Below are 17,928 nucleotides of genomic sequence, written 5' to 3'. Positions count from 1 at the left end.
CCGGTGCCGCCTCAGGCGGCGGCGCCGCCGGCGTAGACCGCGTCGGTCTGGTCGAGCCGGCGCCGGATCTGGGTGATGACCAGACTGTCGTCGGGCGTGCAGTTCGCATAGGTGAGCCGCTCGCCGGCCTTGACCGGCTTCGTCACCGTGGCGCGCTCCGCCAGCCCGAGCGGCAGCGCGCGCTCGTTCGAGGCGTCCTGCCAGGTCATGGCGAAGCCGCGATAGTCGTATTCGCCGATCTTGCCGAGCGTGTCGCCGGGGTTCAGGTCGCGCTTGGCGAGCGCCACGCATTCGGCAACGGGGTGGTCGACGGGCTCCATGTCCGGAACGCCGTGTGTGACGGCGCGGATAGCCGAAAGCGGCACTTCGAGGCTGGTCAGGTGATACGGGCGGAAGATCGTGTAGCAAGGGCCTGGGCCGACCTTGAGGTCGGTCATGCGCTCCAGCACGCGCGGATGGCGCGGCTTGACGATGCAGAAGACGCCGGGCGCCACGCCCTTGCCGATCGAATAGTCGACGACGCCGCTCTTCGACAGGATGCCGCCGTCCGCCTTGGTGCACAGGACCTGGGCAAGCTCGTCGCGCGTCGCGGCCGGACCATGCATGCCGGGCACGTCCGGCACCAGGCCGGTGGCGTTGGCGACGGCGACCATCTCGATCATCGTCTTCGAGCCGTCGACGAACTCGACGAGCATGCGGGCGTTCATGTTGCGGCGGCGCGCTTCCTCCTCGTAGGCGTCGGGCGTCGCGTCGAACTTCAGCGCGTTGTTCTTGCCCTTGCCGGCGGCGACGATCTCGAAGCCGAGCGCCTGGGCGAAACCCATGATCTCCAGCGTGGCGGCCGGCTCGTCGCCGGCAGCGCCGGTGTAGATGACGCCGGCCTTGCGCGCCTCGGCCTTCAAATGGCGGCCGATGGTGATGTCGGCCTCGACGTTCAGCATGACGACATGCTTGCCGTTGCGGAAGGCTTCGAGCGCGATCAGCGTGCCGACATTCGGGTTGCCGGTGGCGTCGATCACCACGTCGATGCGGCCGGCCGCGCACAGCGCCTTGAAGTCGCCGGTGAGCGCCACCTTGCCCGCCTCGATCGCCGCATCGATGCCATTGGCCGAGCTCGCCTCGACGATGTCCGACGTCGCGTGGCCGGCCAGCGCCAGCGCGTCGCGTGCCGCCTGCATGTTGACTTCCGAGAGCGCGCCCAGCCGGACGCCGGGAATGAGCGACATCTGCACCACCATGTCAGTGCCCATCTGGCCGGCACCGGCAAGGCCGATCGTCACCGGACCATGCTTTTCGGCACGCGCGACCAGCTCGGCCGCAAAGCCCACATTGGCGATTGTCATGCGCTTCCTTCCTCCTTGCGCGACGGCGCTGGCGCCGCGCGCACTGCAATGTCGTTACCTTTCGTCATATAGAACATTACGCTTACTAACAAGACATTTGTTCATTTCGATCTCCATTTTTCGTTGCATGGGCGAACGGATTCGGTGATGACAGGAAGGGGAAGAGTTCGGGAGTCCGGGGTTGAGCGAGCGCGACGGCAAGAGTGCGAAAGGCAGGCGGCAAGGCGATCGTGCGACGGCCTCGCCGGCGTCCGACACACCGATTTCAACCGGCAAGTCGGAGCGGCTCAGGCTGCGCGCCGCATGGATGTATTATGTCGAGGAGATGACGCAGAACGAGATCGCCGACGCGCTCGGCATCGGCCGGGTCACGGTGGTGCGGCTGCTCGCGGATGCGCGTGCGCGCCACGAGGTGCGCGTCTCCGTGGTCGGCCAGCTCGCCGAGCTGACGGCGCTGGAGCGTGGCCTCGAGCAGCGCTTCGGCATCGAGCGGGTGATCGTGGCGCCGCTGTCGCAGCCGGAGCGGGATCCGGTCCCGGCGATCAGCGCCACGGTCGGAGCCTATCTGTCGGAGATCGTGCGCCCGGACACGGTGGTCGGGCTGGGCTGGGGCCGCACCCTGCTGCAGTCCCTGCCCTTCATGAGCGAACGCTCGCTGGACAATCTGAGGGTGATCTCGCTGCTCGGCGGCGTCGCCCAGGTCCGCCGCTTCAACCCGACCGAATTCGTCTGGCGATTCGCCCAGATATTCGGCGGCGACGCCTATCTGCTCGCCGCGCCAGCGGTAGTCGACAGCGTCGAGACCAAGAGGACCCTGATCGAGAAGTGCGGGCTCGGCACGGTCATGGACATGGCGAGCGAACTCGACCTCGCCGTGCTCAGCGTCGGCGCGATCCAGGGCGCCGGCACCACGTTCCGCGTCGGCTACCTGTCGGAGGAGCTTCGCAAGTCCCTGATCGAGGCCGGCGCCGTCGGCGACCTGCTGTTCCATTATTTCGACCGCGACGGGCGCATGGTCGACCATCCGTTCAACGACCTCGTCATGTCCGTCGGCATCGACCGGGTGTGCAGGGCCAAGGAGCGCATCCTGGCGTCGGGCGGCCCCGAAAAGATCGACTCGCTGCGCGGCGGCATCGCCCTCGTGCGCCCGACGGTATTCATCACCGACGAGGCGAGCGCCCGCGCCCTGCTGGCCCAGGCGGACTGACCCGGCGGTCCCCGGAAACGGGGATCAGCCCGTCGTCTCGACAAGGCGCTCCGCGACGACCTCGTCCGTGACCAGCACATGCGGCCGCAACAGGCGGATCGACGCCAGGATCACCTGATATTTGTGCCATCCGCCGGAGGCGAGGACGAGCCTGCGCGCGCCGGTGAGGTTGCGCGGATCGACCGCGACCACCCGCTCGTTGACGGGATGGTCGATCACCTCGCCTTCGGCATTGATGAACCGGCACAGGATGTCGCCGACGGCGCCGGCGCGATGCAGCGAGGCCAGCTCGTCGCGCTCCAGCAGGCCGTATTCGGCGAAGGTCGATTGCGGCGACAGGTCGCCGACACTGAGAATCGCCATGTCGAGCTGGGTGGCGCGGTGGAAGATCTCGCGGATGCCGGGATGCGTCATCAGCGCCTCGCGCGTGCGCGCATCCGGCGCGAAGACGGGTGCTGCCAGCATGTAGCAGCTCGCCGAAAGCCGGTCAGCCATGCGCCAGGCGAACTCGCTCGGATTGACGGTGCTGACCTTGGTCAGACCGCCGAGCAGCGACACCACGGTCATATCGGAATGGCCGTTGTTGACGATCGCCGGCAGGGCGCAGCTGAGCGTGCGGCCCCAGCCGAGGCCGATCGTCATGCGGTCGGTCAGGTTGTCGGCGATATAGGCGCCGAGCACCGCCCCGATCGTCTGCGAGACCTGCGCCGCCTCGCGCGGCTCGGGAATGACGATGGCGCGCTCGATGCCGTATGTGGCTTCGAGGCGCCGCTCCAGTTCAACGCAGCGGCTCAGATTGGCGGTGACCCGGATCTGCACGGTGCCGTCCTGGCGCGAGGCCGACAGCATGCGCAGGACGCGGGTGCGGTGCAGCCCGACCTCCTGGGCGATCTGGTCCTGGGTCATGCCTTCCATGTAGTAGAGCCAGGCGACGCGCGCCTTGATGTCGGCACCCAGCTCCGCCTCGCCCGGCCTTGACGACTTTCCCGGATTGTCCTGCACCGGCGTCGATCGGCTCCGTTTCACGCCGTTTTTCATAGCGCTTCCACGGAACCGATAAAGCTAAACTTGTCAGGAACCGCTTTTTCCCACAGCGTCAGTCGCGCCGCCGGAAGAGATCGACGAGAACCGCGATCAGAACCACGCAGCCGACGATGACGCGCTGCCAGAAGCCGGACACGTTGAGCAGCACCGTGCCGTTGGCGAGTACCGCCAGCAGCAGTGCGCCGAGCATGGTGCCGACGATCGAGCCCTGCCCGCCGCGCAGGCTGGTGCCGCCGAGGATGGCGGCGGTGATCGCCCCCATCAGCCAGCCCTCGCCGACCGACGGCTGGCCGGCATCCATGCGGCTGGCGAACAGGATGCCGGCGAGCGCGGCGAACATGCCGGCGAGCGCGAAGGCGGTGAGCTCGACATATTTGACGCGGATGCCGGCCAGCACCGCCGCGTCGCGGTTGCCGCCGACGGCGAAGATGTTGCGGCCGAGCCGCGTCTGGGTGAGCATCCAGATCAGGATGATCCCGGCGGCGAGAAAGATGACGACCGGCACCGGCACGCCGAGGATCTCGCCCTTGCCGAAGACCGCGAACGTCTCGCCGAGCGGCCGGATCGGATAGCCCTTGGTGATGACGAGCGTCATGCCGGCGAAGATTTCCCAGGTCGCCAGCGTGACGATGAAGGGATTGAGCTGCAAGCCGGCGATAAAGGCGCCGTTGATGAGGCCGAGCATCAGCCCGAACGCCATGGTCAGCGGAATGACCAGATAGGGATGGACCCCGAACATCGTCAGGAGCAATGACCCGACGATCGCCGACAGTCCGGCCGCCGCCCCCACCGACAGATCGATGCCGCCGACGAGGAGCACCAGCGTCTGGCCGAGCGCCACCAGCCCGACAAAGGCCGCCTGCCGCGCCACCACGGACATGTTGTAGGAGGACAGGAAGTTGTCGGTGGAGAGCGACAGCACCACCACCAGCGCGATCAGCGCGACGAGAATGCCGCTCGCTTCCCAGCGCCAGAAGCGGGCGACAAGGCCGGGCCGCGGGCGGAACGTCGTGGCCGGTGCGGCGCTGTGGCTCTCGGCAGTCATGGCTCTTTTCCTTCTTCAACTCATCGCCGCCTGAAGCAGCGATTCCTGCGTCGCCTCGCCGGCCGGAAAGATTCCCTTCACCTTGCCCTCATGCATCACCAGGATGCGGTCCGACACGTCGAGCACCTCCTCCAGCTCCGACGAGATGAAGATGATCGACAGGCCGGTGCTCTCGGTCAGCATGCGCAGCTGGCGCTGGATCTCGAACTTCGCCGCGACGTCGATGCCGCGGGTCGGCTCGTCCATGATCAGGATCCTGGAGTTCTTCATCAGCCAGCGGCCGATGATGACCTTCTGCTGGTTGCCGCCCGACAGCGAGGTGATGCGGTCCCTCGGGTGACCGATCTTGATCTTCAGGTCGGAGACCAGACGCTGCACCTCGGCGAACATTTCGCCGCTGCGCATGCGCGCGATGCCGCGGAAGCGGCCGAGATTGGGCAGCGCCATGTTCTCGGCGATGCTGAGCAACGGGAAGATGCCTTCCTGCTTGCGCTCCTCGGGCAGGTAGACGAGGCCCTGGTGGATGGCGTCGGCCGGGGCGCCGATGCCGCTCGGCCGGCCATAGAGCTCGATGTCGCCGGCGTCGCTGCGGGTCAGCCCGAAGATGCATTTCGCCACCTCGGTGCGGCCTGAGCCGACAAGTCCGGAAACGCCGAGAATCTCGCCTTTCCTCAGTTCGAAGCTGACATTCTCGAACTCGCCGCGACGGGTGAGCCCCGACACCTTCAGCACCGTTTCGGCGCCGTCCGGCATCAGGCGCGGCGCCGCGTTGCCCTTACCGACGAGCCGGCCGGCCATCATGCGCACCATGTCGTCCTTGGAAGCCTGGCTGGGATCGAGCTCGCCGACGAAGCGGCCGTCGCGCAGCACAGAAATCCGATCGGAGAGATCGAGGATCTCGTCGAGCCGGTGCGAAATGTAGAATGCGGAACCGCCGGCCGCTCGGAAAGCATTGAGATAGGCGTAGAGCTTTTCCGTCTCACGATAGGTGAGCGCGGCCGTCGGCTCGTCGAAGATCAGAATTTTGGCGTCGGTCGCCGCCGCGCGGGCGATCTGCACGAGCTGCTGATGTGCCTTGGACAGCGTCGACACCGGCACGCGCGGATCGATCGTGTCGTCGACGGTGTGAAGATGGTCGATCGCCGCCTTGCGCGTCGCACGCCAGTCGATGGCGATGCCCCTAGTGAGATGCGCGCCGAGCATGATGTTCTCGGCGACCGAGAGGTTCGGCACCAGATTGACTTCCTGCGGGGCGATCGCCACCCCTGCCCGCTGAGCATCGATCGGCGAATGGAAGGAGGCCCTCGCGCCGTTGCGGAAAAGCTCGCCTTTGGAGGGCTGCAGCTTGCCGCAGAAGATGTTCATCAGCGTCGACTTGCCGGCGCCGTTCTCGCCGATCAGCGCGTGGATCTCGCCGGGGCGAATGCCGATCGACACGTCCTTCAGCGCCTGGACGACGCCGAAGGAACGCGAGACGCTGCGGGCTTCGAAGGCAAAGTGGTTCATGAACTCGCTCCGCGGCCTGGGACGCACGCTTCCGCGCGCGTCCCGCTCTGCGGTCCGACCGGATTACTCGCAGTCAGTCTTGGTGATGAAACGCGACCCGGTGTTGTGGTCCCAGGGATAGGTGTGGTTCTGGTTCATCGCCAGCATATAGCGAACGGCCCAATAGCCGATGTCCCACTGGCGCTGCGCCTTGAGCGCGGTGATCGTGCCGTCGCAGACGAAGTCCACCGCTTCCGGCAGATCGTCCATGCCGACGACCGCCACCTTGCCGTTGAGCCCGGCATTCTTGACGGCGCGCGCCGCGCCGATCGGATTGGAGGCATTCGAGCCGAAGAAGCCGGCGATGTCGGGATGCGCCTGCAAGGCGTTCTCGGTGAGCGTCACCGCCTCCTCGAGAACGTCGTTGTCCGGCTGCTCGAACACGATCTGCATGTCGGGATGCGCTTCCAGCGCCTTCTTGAAGCCCTGGATTCGCTCGACATGGTCGGTCGCCGTCAGGCTGCCGGCCAGGATGCCGACCTTGCCCTTGCCGTCGAGGTGCTTGGCCAAAAATTCGCCGAGGTCGTAGCCGTCCTGATAGCTGTTCTTCTGGCCGACGAAGGGGAATTTCTCGTCGCAGAAGGAGTTGAACGTGTAGACGTTGAGGCCCGCGTCCTTCGCCTCGGTCAGCAGTTGCACGTTGGTCGCCTGGTCGAGGCAGGCAACCGCCAGGCCGTCGGGCTTCTTGCCGATATTGGCCTCGATGCGCTGGTTCTGGTCGGCGACGTCGGCCTGCGGCGGTTGATCCCAGATCACGTTGATCTTGATGCCTTCCTTGGCGATCTCCTCGGCCGCGAACTTGCTGCCTTCGGCAACCACGTCGTACCAGGGGTGGATAACCTTCGGGATGAACACGAAGGTCAGTTCCTTGTCGACCGGCTTGATCAGGTCCGCCTGGTTCTGCGCGAGCGCGCCGGTGGCGAGACAGGCGGTCGCCAGGCCGCAGAGCGCGGCGAAGGATTTCAGGATCATGGTTTTCTCCTCACACTAACAGATTGTTGTCGACCAGATTTGCGCGCGCCACCGCGCGCACCATCCTCCAGCCCGGCGGCGCATGGCGCCGCCGGCATTCGCGAAAACAGGCGTAAGAACGAGCCGTCAGGCCGCCCGGAGAATCCGCTTCACAGGCGTTTTCTCCATGAATTCCCACGTATGGTCGAAGGACTGAACACCGGCCTGGGAGCCCAGTCCGGTCGCATTGAGCGCCGAGGTCGCCTGGGCAAAACGCACCGCCGTCTCCGCATCCAGACCGCGGCAGAGCGCGACCGCATAGCCCGCGTCGAAGGCATCGCCGCAGCCGCAGGTGTCCTTGACCTCGATGTCGAAGGCAGGCACCCGGAAGGAGACGCCCTCGGCATCGCCGTAATGGGCGCCGTCTTCGCCGAGCGTGAAGACGCAGGCCCTGGTGCCGCGGTCGAGGAAGAATTTGACGCAGTCCTCGATCGACTCGAGGCCGCTCAGCGCCCGCGCCTCGTCGATCGAGGGCATGAAATAGTCGGTGTGGGGCAGCACCGCGTCAACGTCGGGGAGATCTGCCGCCGAGCCGGCGAAGATGTCGACCGTGGTGACGCAGCCGCGCGCCTGCGCGTGCTTCATCAGCGCCGCGTTGGCCTCGCCGTCCATCGCATCCATCAGCCCGACACCGCCGAGGTGAAAGACCCGCGCGTCGGTGACGGTATCAAACGCCTCCGGCCTGATGACGAAGTCGCCTGTCGCGCCCTTCATGTGCAGCGCCGGGCGCGAGCCGTCCTGGCGGGTCAGCACGATCGAGGAGGAGGTTTTTGAGCCCGGAATGCGTTGCAGGGCGCTTATGTCGGCGCCGAAATGCGCGATGCGCTCCAGAACCCAATCGCCCATCAGGTCGTCGCCGACACCGCCGACGGCGAGGCTCTTCAGGCCCATCTTGGCCGCTGCGATCACCGCCACGCCGGCCGCGCCCGACACGGCCATCGCGATCTCCTGGAGAAGCACCGTGCCGCCGCCAGGAGGCACGGTCTGGAACGGCCAGCCCAGACAGTCGAAGGTGTAGAAGCCCATCGAGGCGTAGTCATATTGCCAGTCGGCCACCATACTGCCTCCCACAGCGTTTGCACTTTTGTGCCCTATGCAGATGAAGTGTGCAATACGACCCGCAGGCCGTCAAGCACTTTTCTGCACATTCGTTCCGATGAATGATCATAAGTTGGGCCCGTCATGTGAATGCAGGAGACTAATAGTTCGACGGGCCTGCGGCCTTCCGGAGCCCGTCGCCCCTAAACCTGCGATCACCAGTTCGCACGTATTGACATACAAAATCACAAATGTTCAAAGTTGGGGGAAAAACAGGAGGGACTCGCCATGAAGGCTGGCGTTCTCACGGCACCTAACGTGCTGTCGTTCGACACCGTGCCCGACCCGGAGCTTGCACCGGGGGACCTCCTCGTCCGGGTGAAGGCGGCGACGGTCTGCGGCACCGACATCCGCATATTCCGCGGCCGCAAGACCATGGGCGTGCGTTATCCCTCCATCCTCGGGCATGAGTTCGCCGGCGAAGTGGTGGCCGGGGGTGAAGCCGGCGGATGGACCCCCGGCCAGGCGGTCTGCGTCTGCCCGGCAATCGCCTGCGGCCATTGCCAGCACTGCGTCCGCGGCTACGAAAACCTCTGCCAGAACCTGCAGGCCATCGGCTACGAGATCGACGGCGCCTTCGCCGAATATATCCGCATCCCAGCGGCGGGTCTGGCCCGCGGCAATGTGTTCGCCCTTCCCGAGGGCCTGACCTATGACAAGGCGGCGCTGGCCGAGCCGCTCGCCTGCGTCATCAACGGCCAGGAGCGTGTCGGCGTCAATCGCGGCGATACGGTCGTCGTGCTGGGATCGGGGCCGATCGGCATCCTGCACGTCAAGCTGGCGCGCCATTCCGGCGCCCACAAGGTGATCGTCAGCGAGCCCAATCCGTTGCGGCGCGAGGCCGCGCTTGCAGCCGGGGCCGACCTCGCCGTCGACCCGACCGCCGAGGATCTGCCGGCCATCGTGCGCGATCAGACGGATGGGCTCGGCGCCGATGTGGTGATCGTCGCGATCGGCGTCCCGGCGCTTGCCGACGACGCGCTGGCGCTTGCCCGCCACCGCGGCCGCGTGAGCCTGTTCGCGGGCTTTTCGGCCGGCGAGAAGGCGCAGCTCGACGTCAACGCGATCCACTACAACGAGGTGATGGTCACAGGCGCCTTCGGCCTGACGCGGCTGCAGTTCGAGCAGGCGCTGAAGCTGATCGCCAGTGGCCGCTTCGAGGTCGATTCCATGCTGACGCACCGCTTCGGGCTTGCCGAGATTTCGGCGGCGCTGGCGACCGCCGAGCAGGGTTCGGCGATCAAGGTGGCGATCCTGGACGCTTGAGATGGCGACTTCCGGCATGGCCGATCCGGCGGCAGGCCCGTTCGCGCGGCCGATCCGCTCCCACTATCCGGTGGTCATCCTCGGCGCCGGGATCAACGGCTGCGGCCTGTTCCGCGACCTCTCCGCCCAGGGAGTGGACTGCCTGCTGGTCGACCGCGGCGATTTCTGCTCGGGTGCCAGCGCGGCACCTTCGCGGCTCATCCACGGCGGCATCAAGTATCTGGAGACCGGCGAGTTCCGCCTGGTCAGGGAATCCGCGCTGGAGCGCAACCTGCTGCTGCGCAACGCGCCCCATTATGTAAAACCGCTGGAGACGGTGCTGCCCGTCCGGTCGGTGTTCGGCGGCATCTGGGCTTCGGCGCTGCGCTTTTTCCGCCGGCCCTCCAAGCTCAACGATCGCGGCCAGATCATCACCAAGATCGGGCTGACGCTCTACGATCTCTATGGCCGCCATTTTCAGACCATGCCCTCCCACGGCTTCCTGCGTGGCGACGCGCTCAGGCGTGAGATGCCGGACCTCGACAAGGGCATCGGTTCGATCGGCATCTACTATGAAGGCCGCGTCACCCACGCCGAGCGGCTGGGCCTCGAACTGGTGCGCGACGGTCTCGCGCTAAACGAGCGCAGCGTCGCCCGCAACTACATGCCGGCCACGGGACGCGGCGAAGGCAACACGCTCCTGCTTGCGGAGGAAGCGACCGGCCGCACCCATGCCGTGCGCGCCGACATCGTCGTCAATGCGGGCGGCGCCTGGATCGACAAGGTCAACGCAGCGCTCGGCGTGGACAGCAGCCACATGGGCGGCAACAAGGGCGCGCATGTGATCGTCCGCAACCAGCGCCTTCTCGATGCGCTGAAAGGCCGGATGATCTACTTCGGCACCCGCGACGGGCGCGTGAACCTGCTCTATCCGCTGATGGGCAACGTGCTGATCGGCTCCACCGACATCCCGGTCGCCGACCCGGACGAAGCAGGCTGCGACGAGATCGAAATCCGTTATCTCCTCGGCGTCGTGTCGGAGATCTTTCCGGACATACCGCTTGGCCGATCCGATGTCGTCTTCACCTATTGGGGCGTGCGGCCGCTGCCGCGCGCCGACGGCCTCGATCCCGGTGCGGTCAGCCGTGACCACCACATCGCCGAGGACCGTCTGCCCGGCAGCGATACGCCGATCCTGTCGCTGATCGGCGGCAAGTGGACGACGTTCCGCGGCTTTTCCGAACAGGCGGCCGACCGCATCCTCGGCAGGCTGGGGCGCGCACGCCGGCGGCATACCCGCGAGATGCCGATCGGCGGCGGCAGGGATTTTCCGCAAAGCGCCTCGGCGCGGCAGACCTTCATCGCCGACCTCGCCGGGCGCAGCGACCACGCGCGCGCCGCAACGCTGTTCGAGCGGTACGGCACTTATGCGAAGGTTCTGGCGGCCGCTCTCGAGGGGACAGATGAACCGCTGCCGGCATTGCCGGACTACTCCACCGGCGAGATCGCCTTTCTCTGCCGCACCGAGGCGGTCGCAAGGTTGGCCGATCTTCTTTTCCGCCGCACCGACATCGCGCTTTCCGGCAGATTGTCGCGCGCGGCCATCGAAGCCGTGGGCGGCATCGCCGCCGCTGCGCTGGGCTGGGACGATGCGACGCGCGACGCGCAGATCGCCGCGGTAATCCGGGAGGCCCGGCGGCATGGCGTCGGCTTCGAGGAGGCCGATGTCATGCGACCGACAGGCTAGCAGTGTATCGCACCCGGCCCGAGACAAGGCTATTGGCGGAAGCGTCCGTACCCCCTAAATTCGGGTAGCGTGTGCCGCCAGAGCACAATGCGATCGAGGAAGCCGACGATGTCCAACCATGCCTCGCTGCGGACGGTGATCAAGGAGAACATGCGCAACGCGCGCTTCCTGGCGCGCGAGGTCAAGGGTTCGCTGGACAGGCTGGGACGCGACGGGGAAGGTCTGCCGCAAACCGCGCGGGCGCTTGCCGAACTCTCCGACAAGGCACTCAGCCGCCTGGAGAGCCTTGCCTTGAGCATCGCCTCAGCCGACCCGCGGGCCCATGCGGGCCATGTCATCGCGCTGCCTCTGGCCCTGCTTGCCAAGCCGACCGCCGAAAACGCCGAGCTCGTCGCGCGAACCCATTATGCCGCCGCCAAGGCGCTTCTGATCGCAAGAGGCGTACACAATCCGAGCGTCAGCGAGCTCGCCTTCGCCAAGGCTTACGAGCTGGCGGCGGCGGCGATCGGGGATGACGATAGGGAAGCAGACGCTTCCGCGCCAAGCCGCCACGCCGCGCAGGTTGCCGTGGCGATTGCGGGGGCTCAGCCCGTCGCCTCCCCCGCAGCGCTGTCGGGTTCGGAGGGCAGCACGCAGCAGGACGCGAATCTGGTCGTCGCCGCGATCCTGGCGCTCTCCATGCTGGTCGTCAGCATCAACGACGACCTGACCGCCGACGAGGGCATCTATGAGGCCGCGGCGATCGCGGTGGACATCCGCTATGACGATTTCGCCGAGGCCATGCGAGGGTCGGACGACCTGACGGCCCTTGCCGGGCTTCTTGCAGAGATCGCCCCGCACCTTCCCTGAAATGCCGCGATAGTGGAGCGCCCGGCGTGGAACTGGCACTGAAGGAAAAGCTGATCGAGACGCCGCAGTTGCGCAAGCGGCTGCGCCAGTTGCGATGGTTCGACCGCGCCTTCAAGCAGAACAGCGCGTTCGTGGCGGCGCATCTGAACATCGCCGCCCGTGTCGACGACCGCCGTCTGCACAAGACCTTCTTCGACTGGGTGGCGGCCATCGGCGCGATCGAGCACGACCACACCCTCGACAAGGCCGACCGCATCGTCTTTATGGGCGGACTGGCCTTGCGCGAGCTGCTGCGCACCCGGCCGGTGGAGGTTCTCGCAACGGACGACGGCACGACGGCGGATGACGCCGATCCGACAGCGCGGATCGCCCATGCATGGCCGGAGGGTTTCATCTACACCAACTTCTGCATCTGCTCGATCGTCGCGGTGCATGAGCAGGAGTTCGGCGAGCCCCGGCCGCTCGACCAGGCGGCCTACGACCTGCGGACCTGGTGGTCGTATCGCGAGAACGCCTCCGAGGATCCGGACATCTCCATCGCCTTCCTGGATCAATTCCTCGGCATCACGCCGAACTGGATGTTCCCGATGTCGCGGGCGCAAACCGGAATCGAGAGCATGGCGGCTCAGGAGAAACCCGGCAACGTGGAAGACGGTGCAGACCCCCTCCGCCACACCCCGGGTTCGTAGACGCCGGTCTGCCGGCGATCGGGCCATCCCGTCGGCGGGACGACGACTGCCGAATGATGGCGACGGCACAGTCCCGCCGCTCAGGTCCTCGCCACATGCAGGTCGCGCGGCAGGGCGGAAAGAATCTCCGGTCCGTCCTCGCGCAGGATGACGATCTCCTCCAGCCTGATGCCGAAGCGGCCGGGGATGTAGATGCCGGGCTCGATGGAAAACACCATGCCCTCCTCCAGCACCGTCTCCGAGGTAGCGGTGATGTAGGGCGGTTCGTGGCCGTCAATGCCCATGCCGTGGCCGGTACGGTGGACGAAATATTCGCCATAGCCGGCATCGGCAATGACGCGCCGCGCCGCGGCGTCGACTTCCCTGGCGAGCACGCCCGGCTTCGCCGCCTTCAGCGCCGCCTGCACGGCTTTTTCGACGATGCCGTGGATCTGCCCATAACCTTCCGGCGGGTTGCCGACGACCGCCATGCGGGTGATGTCGCTGGGAAAACCGTCCTTGCGGCCGCCGATGTCGATGACGATGGCGTCGCCTTCCGCCAGCTTGCGGGACCCGGTCTGATGATGCGGGAAGGCGCCGTTGCTGCCAGCGCCGACAATCCAGAACTGCGGCGTCGCACCCTCGGACGAGAAGTGATCCTTGATCGCTGCGGCAAGCTCCAGTTCGGTCATGCCGGGCCTGATCGAGGCGAACGCCTTCTGCATGGCGCGGTCGGCGATGCCGGCATTCATCTTCAGCTTCCTGAACTCGGCGGCATCCTTGCGCATCCGCAGCGCGCCGACGGTGGCATCGGTGAAGCTGTATTTCGCGCCGGGCAGCGCGCCGAGCAGCAGCAGCGCGAAATCGGCGCGCATCGTCTCGTCGAGCGCGACGTGCTTCGCTTCCGTCGCCTTGATCGCCGCGAGCGCGTCGGCAAGCGCGGCGTCCGGGCCGGTTTCGTCGGCCCAGGTGTGGAATTCGATATCCGTCTCCTCGCGCGAGCCTTCGGCATTGAGCCCCGGCATCAGGAAGGTTTCTTTCTCCGGGCCGACCAGCAGCAGACACGGCCGCTCGTCGGCATGCGGGTGGAAGCCCGTCACCCACTGCATGTGCGATCCCGGCCCCAGCGCGACGAGGTCGACCTCGGCTTTCTTCATCTTGTCGCGGAGAGCTTCCAGCCTCTTTCGGGTGTCGACCTTCATTGTCTTCCTCTCATGTTATCCAACCTCCACCCCCTCTCATGCCGCCTCGACGACGATCCTGTTGCCGAACGGCTCGCCGGTGTCGAACTGGCCGATGCGGGCGAGCTCGTCCTCGGGCGGCGCCTCGCTCGACCATTTGCGCGACGGTACCCAGCCGCATTGACGCTTGAGGATCGCGGCATATTCGGCGCGCTTCAGCGCTGCGATCGACGGGTCGATGACCGGCACGCCGAGCCTTTTTTCGAGGTCGCGGTAGAAGCCGACCTCCATGGTGCAGCCGAGGATCAGCGCTTCGGCGAAATCCTCCTCGACCGCCTTGCGGCCGGCCCCGATCAGCCGCCGCTCGGTCTCGGCATGATCCTTCTGGAAATCGTTCACGCCGAGCTCGACGTGGTAGAAGCCCGAAAGCCGGTGCTCATGGCCATGCTCGCGCACCGTCGACTGCATCTGGTGCACCCACTTCCTGCGCCCGACGATGATGCCGAAGCGGTTGGACAGGCTGGCGGCGATCTCGCAGGAGGCGACGCAGGGCGCGGTGACGACCATGCCTTCCGAGACTTCGCGCGCGTCGTGCAGCGCCGTGTCGTAAAAACAGCCGATCGCCAGCGCGTCAAAACCTTCGCGTGCGGCGGCCCGCGTGGCGCGGATGATGCCGCGCGTCACCATCGCCTCGTAGGAGCGGTATTCGATATGGGTGAAGCCGCCCTCGCTCGCCGGCAGCGAGGTGACATGCACCTCCGTTCCCGGAAGCTTGTGCTCCGCGGCCATGGCGGCGAAGATCGGATCGCTGTCGGCATAGCCGACCGGGCTCAGGAACATGATCTTGAGCGGTTTATGTCCGGGCATGCTGTTCTCCTCGTTCGGCGTTCCCTTCTCCCCGTTCATGGCAGGGCTATCGCATATGGCAACCGGCAAGGAATTGGGTGGCCTCGCACCCCCACCCCTAACCCCTCCCTACAAGGGGGAGGGGGACTTTGCTGCCGCCATGCCCGGGCGAACCGTTGACGATTGGCGCCTGGCGGAGATGCCAGCCAGTCCCCCTCCCCCTTGTGGGGAGGGGTTAGGGGTGGGGGTGCATTCATATGCGATTGCCCTTCCGTTCGCGGGAGAAGAACGACTGCCGCTATGCCTTCGCTAACTCGATCCCGTACACCTCCCGCGCTCGCTCGGGCGTGACGAGGCCGTTGCGGATATCCTCCTCGACCAGAGCGCGGTCGCGCTGCTTCGGATCGCCGATGCCGCCGCCCGCGCCGGTGACGATGCGGATGACGTCGTCGGTGTCGACGCGGATGCCGGAGCCGAAGGCGTAGCGTTCGCTCGAGCCGTCGGTGCGCAGCACCAGCGCGTAGTTGGCCGAGCCCTCGTTGCCGCCGTCGAGTGACCAGGGCAGGATGCGCGAGCGCGTGTAGCCCAGCGTCAGGAAGGAATTGTCGCGGCGGATGCGGTAGTCCATGCGGATGCCCTGGCCGCCACGCCATTGGCCCTCGCCGCCGGGATCCGTATTGAGCTCCATGCGGTCGACGAACAGACCGTTCCGGGCCTCGGAGATCTCGGCCGGGCAGTTGTAGGTTTCGCCATGCACGCCGGAGAAGATGGCGCTATTGCCGTCGCGCCCGGGCGAGGCGCCCCAGCCGCCGATCTGCGGCTCGATGATGGTGTACTGCCGGCCGGTGTCGGGATGGATGCCGCCGATGAAGGTTCCGGCGATCGAGGAGAAATGCCCGGCCGGCAGCTTGTCCGGCATATGCGGCGCCAGGCAGCGCCAGACCAGGTCATAGCCGCGAATGCCGATCTCGTAATAGAAGCCGACGGCCGCCGGCTCCCTGGCGTGGAAGGTGGTCCCCTCCTTCGTCAGCACCTTGAGCGGCCGGAACGAGCCCTCGTTGGCCGGCGAGGTCGGGTCGGTCAGCGCCTTGAAGATGACCTGCATGCTGACCAGCGTGTCGTCGCGGCCGGCATTCGAGGGTCCGGCATCCTGTTCGGGATTGTCCCTGAGGTCGATGACGAACTCGGTGTCCGAGATCGTCACCTTGACGTTGAAGAAGCGGCCATCGTCCTGCTCCTCGGTCAGCTCGAATGTGCCCTTGGGCAATTTGGCGAGTTCTGCCAGCGCGATCTTCTCGCCATGGTCCATAAAACTTTTCATCGCCGCCTCGAAGGTGGCGACCGAGTATTTGTCGGCTAGCTCCGCTAGGCGCTTGGCGCCGATGCGCACCGAGGCGATCGCCGCCCACAGGTCGCCCTCCAGAAAATCCGGCATGCGCGAGTTGACGGTGATGATGTCGAAAATGCCGGGGATCGGCTCGCCCTTGGAGATCATCTTGATCGCCGGCAGGCGCAGGCCCTCCTGGAATATCTCCGTGGCGTCGGCGGAGAGCGAGCCGGGCGACTTGCCGCCGACGTCCGAATTGTGGGCGATGTTCGCCGTCCAGGCGATGATGCGGCCGTCGGCGAAGACCGGCATGCAGACGACGAGGTCGTTGAGATGGGTGACGCCGCCGTAATAGGGGTCGTTGGTGATGAAGACGTCGCCGGGTCCGATGTCGCCCGGCTTGTCGAATTTCTGCAGCAGCACCTTCACCGATTTGTCGAGCACGCCGATGAAGCCGGGAATGCCGGCGCCGGACGAGGCCAGTGCGCCCTGCGCGTCGGTGATGCCGGTGCCCATGTCGAGCACCTCGTAGATGATCGAGCTCATCGCCGTCTTCCTCATCACGGCGAACATCTCGTCGGCGGTGGCCTGCAGCGAGTTCTGGATGATCTCCAGCGTGATCGGATCGTTTTTTGCCGTAGTCGGCATCGTCGTCTCCCTCAGGCCGCCAGATGGATGTGGATGTTGCCGTAGCCGTCGATCTCGACGCGATTGCCGGGATGCACCACCACCGTCGTGCCGGGATCCTCGACGATCGCCGGGCCGGCAAAGCTCATGCCGGGTTCAAGCTTGGTCCCGTCATAGATCGCCGCCTTGTGGACACCCTCCAGCGCATAGTCCACGTCGCGATGCCCCTTCAGCGCGGCCTCGGCCGGCGCGCCGGTGGTCTCGCGCTTGCGCATCGTCAGCTTGCCGACCTCCGCCGAGGCGACGAGATGGATGCCGACCATCTCGACCGGCGCCTCGAGCCGGTAGGTATATTCGCGCTCGTAGGTCTCGTGGAACGCGGCTTCGATCTCGGCGAGGCGCCCGTCGGTGACCTCGCCGGAAGCGATCAGCACCTCGGTCGTGTGCTCCTGGTTCTGGTAGCGGAATTTTCCGTAACGCAGGAAGCGCACCTTGGTCGCGTCGACGCCCTCCGCCGCGAACTGGCTACGTGCCTGCGCCTCGCTCTCGGCGAACAGCTTTTCGATGCCCTCGGCCGCACCCTTCTTCAGATCGGCCAGCCGCGTGACGAAATAGTCGCGGCGCAGATCCGACATCATCATGCCCCAGGCGGAGAAGACGGCCGCGCCGGCCGGCACCACGACCTTTTGCACGCCAAGCTCCATGCCGAGCGCCACGCCATGCATGGCGCCGCCGCCGCCGAATACGACCAGCGTGAACTCGCGCGGATCGTGGCCGCGGTTGAGCGACACCAGCTTCAGCGCGTTGACCATGTTGTTGTTGGCAATGCGGACGATGCCGCGCGCCGCTTCGTCGGCTGAGACGCCGAGTCTTTCGCCGACCTTCTCGATCGCGGCTTTCGTCGCGGCCATGTCGGCCACCACCTCGCCGCCGCAGAAATAGTCCCGGTTGATGCGGCCGAGCCAGAGGTTTGCGTCGGTCGTGGTCGCGTGGACGCCGCCGCGGCCATAGGCGGCCGGCCCCGGCATGGCGCCGGCCGATTGCGGACCGACATGCAGCTTGCCGAAATCGTCGACCCAGGCGATCGAGCCGCCGCCATTGCCGATCTCGACCAGGTCGACCACCGGCACCATGATCGGATAGCC

At 66.4% G+C, this 17,928-nt stretch carries 15 protein-coding genes; 5 read left to right on the top strand and 10 right to left on the bottom strand.

All coding sequences use genetic code 11. From position 1 onward, the window contains the following. Nucleotides 1–11 precede the first annotated feature (11 nt). A complete protein-coding gene (locus AC5JDC_RS16380) occupies nucleotides 12–1,343 on the bottom strand; it encodes an NAD(P)H-dependent oxidoreductase (RefSeq protein ID WP_495842765.1) in 1,332 nt (443 codons plus the stop codon). Between the two features lie 181 nt (nucleotides 1,344–1,524). Here AC5JDC_RS16380 and AC5JDC_RS16375 point away from each other — a divergent pair, with 181 nt between their 5' ends. Continuing rightward, nucleotides 1,525–2,550 (top strand): sugar-binding transcriptional regulator, encoded by a 1,026-nt coding sequence (locus tag AC5JDC_RS16375; protein ID WP_495842763.1) that lies wholly within the window; start codon nucleotides 1,525–1,527, stop codon nucleotides 2,548–2,550. 24 nt (nucleotides 2,551–2,574) lie between these two features. Here the strand turns inward: AC5JDC_RS16375 and AC5JDC_RS16370 are convergent, their stop codons facing one another. The 5 genes from AC5JDC_RS16370 to AC5JDC_RS16350 form a co-directional block, all read right to left on the bottom strand. Continuing rightward, nucleotides 2,575–3,576 (bottom strand): sugar-binding transcriptional regulator, encoded by a 1,002-nt coding sequence (locus AC5JDC_RS16370; RefSeq protein ID WP_495842761.1) that lies wholly within the window; start codon nucleotides 3,574–3,576, stop codon nucleotides 2,575–2,577. A gap of 70 nt (nucleotides 3,577–3,646) precedes the next feature. Further along, nucleotides 3,647–4,639: an ABC transporter permease gene (locus tag AC5JDC_RS16365; RefSeq protein ID WP_495842759.1), complete on the bottom strand. Its 993-nt coding sequence runs from the start codon at nucleotides 4,637–4,639 to the stop codon at nucleotides 3,647–3,649. A gap of 15 nt (nucleotides 4,640–4,654) precedes the next feature. Continuing rightward, nucleotides 4,655–6,145: a sugar ABC transporter ATP-binding protein gene (locus AC5JDC_RS16360; RefSeq protein WP_495842756.1), complete on the bottom strand. Its 1,491-nt coding sequence runs from the start codon at nucleotides 6,143–6,145 to the stop codon at nucleotides 4,655–4,657. 63 nt (nucleotides 6,146–6,208) lie between these two features. Continuing rightward, nucleotides 6,209–7,156 carry a substrate-binding domain-containing protein gene (locus tag AC5JDC_RS16355; protein ID WP_495842753.1) on the bottom strand — a complete coding sequence of 316 codons (948 nt, stop codon included), beginning with the start codon at nucleotides 7,154–7,156 and terminating at the stop codon, nucleotides 6,209–6,211. A gap of 126 nt (nucleotides 7,157–7,282) precedes the next feature. Further along, the gene (locus tag AC5JDC_RS16350; RefSeq protein WP_495842752.1) at nucleotides 7,283–8,251 is read right to left on the bottom strand and encodes a carbohydrate kinase family protein; all 969 of its coding nucleotides are present in this window, start codon (nucleotides 8,249–8,251) and stop codon (nucleotides 7,283–7,285) included. Nucleotides 8,252–8,521: 270 nt separating this feature from the next. Here AC5JDC_RS16350 and AC5JDC_RS16345 point away from each other — a divergent pair, with 270 nt between their 5' ends. From AC5JDC_RS16345 to AC5JDC_RS16330, 4 genes are all read left to right on the top strand, one after another. Beyond that, nucleotides 8,522–9,559, top strand: coding sequence for an alcohol dehydrogenase catalytic domain-containing protein (locus tag AC5JDC_RS16345; RefSeq protein WP_495842750.1), 1,038 nt, complete (start codon nucleotides 8,522–8,524; stop codon nucleotides 9,557–9,559). A gap of 1 nt (nucleotide 9,560) precedes the next feature. After that, on the top strand, nucleotides 9,561–11,285 hold the full coding sequence (locus tag AC5JDC_RS16340) for a glycerol-3-phosphate dehydrogenase/oxidase (protein ID WP_495842748.1): 1,725 nt from the start codon (nucleotides 9,561–9,563) through the stop codon (nucleotides 11,283–11,285). Between the two features lie 108 nt (nucleotides 11,286–11,393). After that, entirely contained in the window at nucleotides 11,394–12,134 is a 741-nt protein-coding gene (locus AC5JDC_RS16335; RefSeq protein ID WP_495842746.1) for a hypothetical protein, read from the top strand. 26 nt (nucleotides 12,135–12,160) lie between these two features. Beyond that, nucleotides 12,161–12,823 (top strand): hypothetical protein, encoded by a 663-nt coding sequence (locus AC5JDC_RS16330; RefSeq protein ID WP_495842744.1) that lies wholly within the window; start codon nucleotides 12,161–12,163, stop codon nucleotides 12,821–12,823. Between the two features lie 80 nt (nucleotides 12,824–12,903). On the opposite strand, the gene AC5JDC_RS16325 is transcribed toward AC5JDC_RS16330, so the two are convergent. From AC5JDC_RS16325 to AC5JDC_RS16310, 4 genes are all read right to left on the bottom strand, one after another. Then, nucleotides 12,904–14,004, bottom strand: a complete 1,101-nt coding sequence (locus AC5JDC_RS16325; RefSeq protein ID WP_495842742.1) for a M24 family metallopeptidase — start codon at nucleotides 14,002–14,004, stop codon at nucleotides 12,904–12,906. Between the two features lie 36 nt (nucleotides 14,005–14,040). Further along, entirely contained in the window at nucleotides 14,041–14,850 is an 810-nt protein-coding gene (locus tag AC5JDC_RS16320) for an aspartate/glutamate racemase family protein (RefSeq protein ID WP_495842739.1), read from the bottom strand. A gap of 277 nt (nucleotides 14,851–15,127) precedes the next feature. After that, a complete protein-coding gene (locus AC5JDC_RS16315; RefSeq protein WP_495842736.1) occupies nucleotides 15,128–16,804 on the bottom strand; it encodes a hydantoinase B/oxoprolinase family protein in 1,677 nt (558 codons plus the stop codon). An 11-nt stretch (nucleotides 16,805–16,815) separates the two neighbouring features. Then, on the bottom strand, nucleotides 16,816–17,928 hold a 1,113-nt coding region (locus AC5JDC_RS16310), incomplete at its 5' end, for a hydantoinase/oxoprolinase family protein (protein ID WP_495842734.1).

The sequence above is a fragment of the Kumtagia sp. genome, assembly GCF_059502445.1.
This window is presented reverse-complemented; position numbering and strand designations above follow the sequence as displayed.